This window comes from Streptococcus sp. (genome assembly GCF_041802885.1).
In the GTDB taxonomy this organism is placed as follows: Bacteria; Bacillota; Bacilli; order Lactobacillales; family Streptococcaceae; genus Streptococcus.
Window position 1 is genome coordinate 1 of record NZ_JBHCHN010000042.1, and the last position, 5,063, is coordinate 5,063.

Sequence of the window (5,063 nt, forward strand, 5' to 3'; positions counted from 1 at the left end):
AAAAATTAGATCAATATGGTGTAACCATTTCTCATTCTGGCAAGGGAAATTGTTATGATAATGCAGCATGTGAGAATTTCTTTTCCCACTTGAAGAGTGAGTCCTTGAGACTATTTCCGCCTGAGGATAGAGAAACCCTCGTCCGTCAAATTAGGGAATACATCAACTGGTATAATGACCACAGACCACAAGAAAAATTAAAAGGTATGACTCCCTTAGAATTTAGGGAAGCATACCTTCTAAAAACCTAACTTTTTTAACTGTCCATTTTATCTGGGGCTTGACAAATGGCCGAACTCATTTTTTAAATCACATTCCGTTCAAATGGATCATCTGAAATGCCTTTCTCCAAGATAGTTTTAGCCCATTCCTTAGCGGAAAAAAGGCTATGATCCTTGTAGTTGCCACAGGATTCAATCGTGGTTCCGGGGACATCTTCCCATTCGGTGACATGGGCGATTTCTTCCAGACTATCTTTGATAACTTTGGCTATGTCAGTTGAAGTATGCTGTCCCCACATAATCATGTGAAAACCAGTCCGGCAGCCAAAGGGAGAGCAGTCAATCATGCCATCGATTCGCTGGCGAATGAGCCCAGCCAGGAGGTGCTCAATAGTATGAAGCCCTGCTGTTGGAATCGAATCTTCATTGGGCTGCACGAAACGAATATCAAAATTGGTAATGATATCGCCCTTTGGGCCTTTTTCTTCAGAAATCAGACGGACATAAGGTGCCTTGACGGCGGTGTGATCGAGTTCAAAACTTTCTACAATAACTTTTTTTGGCATAGGAGTCTCCTTCTTTTTAAAATGATTATACCATATTAAAAAATTGATTTGTGAAATCGTTTGAAATATGTTAGAATGATAAAAGGATTTTCTATGAAAATTCAACAAAAAAATTGAGGTGGAAGATGACTATTACATTTGTAGTAATTGCAATCGGCTCCGCTCTCATTGGTTTAGTGGTAGGTTACCTAGCCATTTCCTTGAAGATGAAATCTGCAAAAGAAACTGCAGAGTTGACACTTTTAAATGCTGAACAAGAGGCAAGCAATGTCCGTGGCAAAGCAGAACAGGAAGCAGAATCCATTGTTCAAACAGCCAAACGTGACCGTCAATCCTTGAAAAAGGAATTGCTCTTGGAAGCCAAGGAAGAGGCTCGTAAATACCGTGAAGAAGTTGCAGAAGAATTCAAAGCTGAGCGCCAGGAACTTCGTCAAACAGAATTACGTTTGACTGAGCGCGCTAGCAGCTTGGATCGTAAAGACGATAATTTGACAAGCAAAGAAAAGACTTTGGAACAAAAGGAACAAAGTCTGACGGATAAATCTAAACACATTGATGAGCGTGAGAAAAAGGTTGCTAAATTAGAAGAGGAAAAAACTCTTGAATTGGAAAAAATTGCTTCTTTGAGCCAAGAAGAAGCCCGTGAACAGATTCTAGCAGAAACCCGAGACAAACTCACTCACGAAGTGGCCAGCCGCATCAAAGAGGCGGAACGGGAAATCAAAGAGCGGTCAGACAAGACAGCCAAGGACCTCTTAGCCCAGGCTATGCAGCGGATTTCTGGCGAGTATGTTGCAGAACAGACCGTAACCTCTGTTCACCTACCAGACGATGCCATGAAGGGGCGGATTATCGGACGTGAAGGCCGCAATATTCGAACCTTCGAAAGTTTGACAGGTATTGATGTTATCATTGATGATACGCCAGAAGTGGTCGTCCTCTCTGGATTTGACCCTATTCGTCGGGAAATCGCTCGGATGACCATGGAGGCTCTTCTGCAGGACGGCCGTATCCATCCGGCCCGTATCGAAGAATTGGTCGAAAAAAATCGCCTTGAGATGGACAATCGTATCCGTGAATATGGAGAGGCAGCAGCCTATGAAATTGGGGCTCCAAATCTTCATACCGATTTGATTAAGACCATGGGTCGCCTGCATTTCCGGACTTCCTATGGGCAAAATGTCCTCCGCCATTCCATTGAAGTGGCGAAACTGGCAGGAGTTTTGGCAGCAGAACTGGGTGAAAATGTCAACCTTGCCCGCCGTGCTGGTTTCTTACATGATATTGGAAAAGCCATTGACAGAGAAGTGGATGGCAGCCACGTGGAAATCGGAACAGAGCTGGCCCGTAAGTACAAAGAACACCCTGTTGTTATCAATACCATTGCCAGTCACCATGGTGATGTTGAAGCAACCAGCACCATCGCAGTGATTGTTGCAGCGGCAGATGCACTGAGTGCAGCCCGTCCAGGCTCTCGCCGTGAGTCCATGGAGGCCTACATCAAGCGCCTGCAAGATTTGGAGGAGATTGCCAACAGCTTTGAGGGCATCAAGCAGTCTTATGCTATCCAAGCTGGTCGTGAGGTACGCATTATCGTACATCCAAACAAGGTCAGCGATGACAAGATTACCATCTTGGCTCACGATATTCGTGAAAAAATCGAAAATAATCTGGACTATCCAGGTAATATCAAAATCACAGTCATCCGTGAAACCAGGGCTACTGATGTGGCTAAATAGTAAAAACAGAGAGTCAAATGAAGCTCTAAAAGTTAAATATTGGGACTTAGTTTTATCATACATAGAACTAGGTCCTTTTTGTTTCGCTTGCCTCAACATATCACTCTCAAAACACCCGATTCTTCAATGTTTGGCCGCCGTATATTTTACTCGTCTACACCGAAAACTTTTTTCTAGTATCCTTTTCTGGAGCCAATTCAGAAATAGTAACTTCTTTTTTAAAAAAAAAGTAAAAATGGCTAGCATTTCCTCAGCTCACATGATATAATGTGAGTGTGCTTTTTGCGCTCTTATCATTGGAGATACAGACCTAATAATAAAGTTGCAATAAGATCACTAATAGAAAAATATAGAAAGGATATTAATATGAAAAAGAAATTATCTTCTTGGCTTCAGCTACTTATTTTGCTTTTTGGTATTTTTGTGCCATCGTTTGCAAGTACACCTTCAGCTGAAGCAAAAGAAGTTGCTGGTGTTATCACTTCACTAAATCTTTCGAATTATGATGGTGGTCCACTAAGGGACGGATATGACATTTGGCAACAATTTCGTATTAATGCCACCTTCGCATTACCCAATAATACGGTAAATGAGGGTGATACGACAACGATTACTCTTCCTGCTGAAATAGCTTTTGCGGTTTCAAATGCAATTCAGTTGAAAGATCCAGATGGAAATGTGGTTGCGAATGCGACCATCGATGAGGATAGAAAAACCATCACGTTGACTTATACGAACTATGCGGAAAGTCACTCAAACGTTACAGGGAATTTCTTCTTCTACGGACGAGTTGACCATCATGTAATCCAGAGCGAGCAGGACATCAATATCACTTTGGATATTGAAGGAGAACCAGCCAATGTAGGTCAAGTGCATTACAATGGCCCTCCAGGACAATATGATTCAAAGCTTGAGAAAGCTGGCTGGCAGGACAATGTTGATTCCCAGAAGATGAAATATGAACTGTCTATTAACCGTAACATGGAAGTGCTGACAGATCTTGTCGTATCAGATCAGTTGCTTGATCCAGGTTTGGAACTTATTCCAGACAGTTTCCAAGTTCTTCGTCTTGACTGGGCATGGAACAATGGTACATGGGCTCACAGTAACTACGAAAAAATTACATCGCAGTTGAACATCCAAATTTCACCTGACAAACGTAGTTTTACAATTGATTTAGGAACCTTGAACTCTAAAGGTCTTTTGATCAACTATGATGTTCGCTTGCCTTATGAGCCAGTTGATGGAGAAGTCTTCAAAAATGAAGCGAATTTAGCATCAAATGGTAATATCATTGCGACGGATTTAGCTTCAGTTACATATTTTGTAGCAGGCGGTTCGGCTGAAGGATATGTATACAGTATTGATATCACGAAGACAGACGAGCAAGGTGCGCCCCTAAAAGGTGCAGTATTTGAAGTTGTTCGTAACCGTAATGATGCTGTGGTGGCTACAATCACTTCAGACGACGCCGGAAAAGCAGTGGCAAGTGGTCTCCTAAAAGACGATTATACAATCCGAGAAATCACTGCTCCAACAGGTTACAAACCGTTAGCCAATACTATTGCAGTTTCTCCTGATGACTTCGGAACCACAAAGGTTGCTTCTCTTACTATCAAAAACGAAAAAGAAGAGCAGCCACAGAAAGTGACTTTCTCCAAGGTAAATCTTGGTGGTGAAGAAATCGCAGGTGCAGAGATTAAAATTTATAAAGGCTTAACTGCTACTGGTACTCCAGTTGAAAGCTTTACCTCTGTAGCGAATCAATCAAAAGAGTTAACCCTTCTTCCAGGGGAATACACTTTCCATGAAGAAGCTGCTCCAACTGGATATCTAGCTGTAACAGACATCACCTTCCGCGTCAATGCCGATGGTACTGTAACAGTATTGAATACAAACAGCAATGCGGTTGAGTACAAGGATGGTAAATTGGTTGTCACAGACCAATATGATACGACACCTAAAAAAGTAACGTTCTCTAAGGTAAATCTTGGTGGTGAAGAAATTGCGGGTGCTCAAATCCAAATCTTCGATGAGCAACAGACTAAGGTTGAAGAGTGGACTTCAGAGGCAAACACTTCAAAAGTGATTGACTTGAAACCAGGTAAGTATGTCTTCCATGAAGAAGCAGCGCCAAATGGTTATTTAGCTGTAACAGACATTACCTTCCAAGTGAACTATGATGGTACAGTAACAGTCTTGGATACAAACAGCAATGCAGTTGAGTATAAAGATGGTAAGCTGGTTATCACTGACCAATATGCTCCTACCACCACTACCACTACAACAACTACAACAACAACTACCACCACCACTAGCACTACAGAAGCTACGACCACCACTACTGCGACAACAGCAACTACGACAGTAGAACCAACGACTACTGCAGCGACGACTACGACAGTAGAACCAACAACTACAGTGGCGACAACTACGACAGTGGAACCGACGACTACTGCAGCGACGACTACGACAGTAGAACCAACGACTACAGTGGCGACAACTACGACAGTGGAACCGACGACTACAGTAGCAAC

At 42.5% G+C, this 5,063-nt stretch carries 3 protein-coding genes and 2 pseudogenes; 4 read left to right on the forward strand and 1 reads right to left on the reverse strand.

All coding sequences use genetic code 11. From position 1 onward, the window contains the following. On the forward strand, nucleotides 1-251 hold a 251-nt coding region (locus ACEYCN_RS05770; RefSeq protein ID WP_373713348.1), incomplete at its 5' end, for a transposase. Between the two features lie 53 nt (nucleotides 252-304). Here ACEYCN_RS05770 and ACEYCN_RS05775 read toward each other — a convergent pair. Next, nucleotides 305-787 carry an S-ribosylhomocysteine lyase gene (locus ACEYCN_RS05775; protein ID WP_373713349.1) on the reverse strand — a complete coding sequence of 161 codons (483 nt, stop codon included), beginning with the start codon at nucleotides 785-787 and terminating at the stop codon, nucleotides 305-307. 125 nt (nucleotides 788-912) lie between these two features. Here ACEYCN_RS05775 and ACEYCN_RS05780 point away from each other — a divergent pair, with 125 nt between their 5' ends. The 3 genes and pseudogenes from ACEYCN_RS05780 to ACEYCN_RS05790 form a co-directional block, all read left to right on the forward strand. Continuing rightward, nucleotides 913-2,526, forward strand: a complete 1,614-nt coding sequence (locus ACEYCN_RS05780) for a ribonuclease Y (RefSeq protein ID WP_373713350.1) — start codon at nucleotides 913-915, stop codon at nucleotides 2,524-2,526. Nucleotides 2,527-2,892: 366 nt separating this feature from the next. Further along, nucleotides 2,893-3,747: pseudogene (locus ACEYCN_RS05785) on the forward strand (Ig-like domain-containing protein); the annotation flags it as partial. A gap of 3 nt (nucleotides 3,748-3,750) precedes the next feature. Next, a pseudogene (locus ACEYCN_RS05790) lies at nucleotides 3,751-4,797 on the forward strand (collagen binding domain-containing protein); the annotation flags it as partial. Between the last annotated feature and the right edge of the window lie 266 nt (nucleotides 4,798-5,063).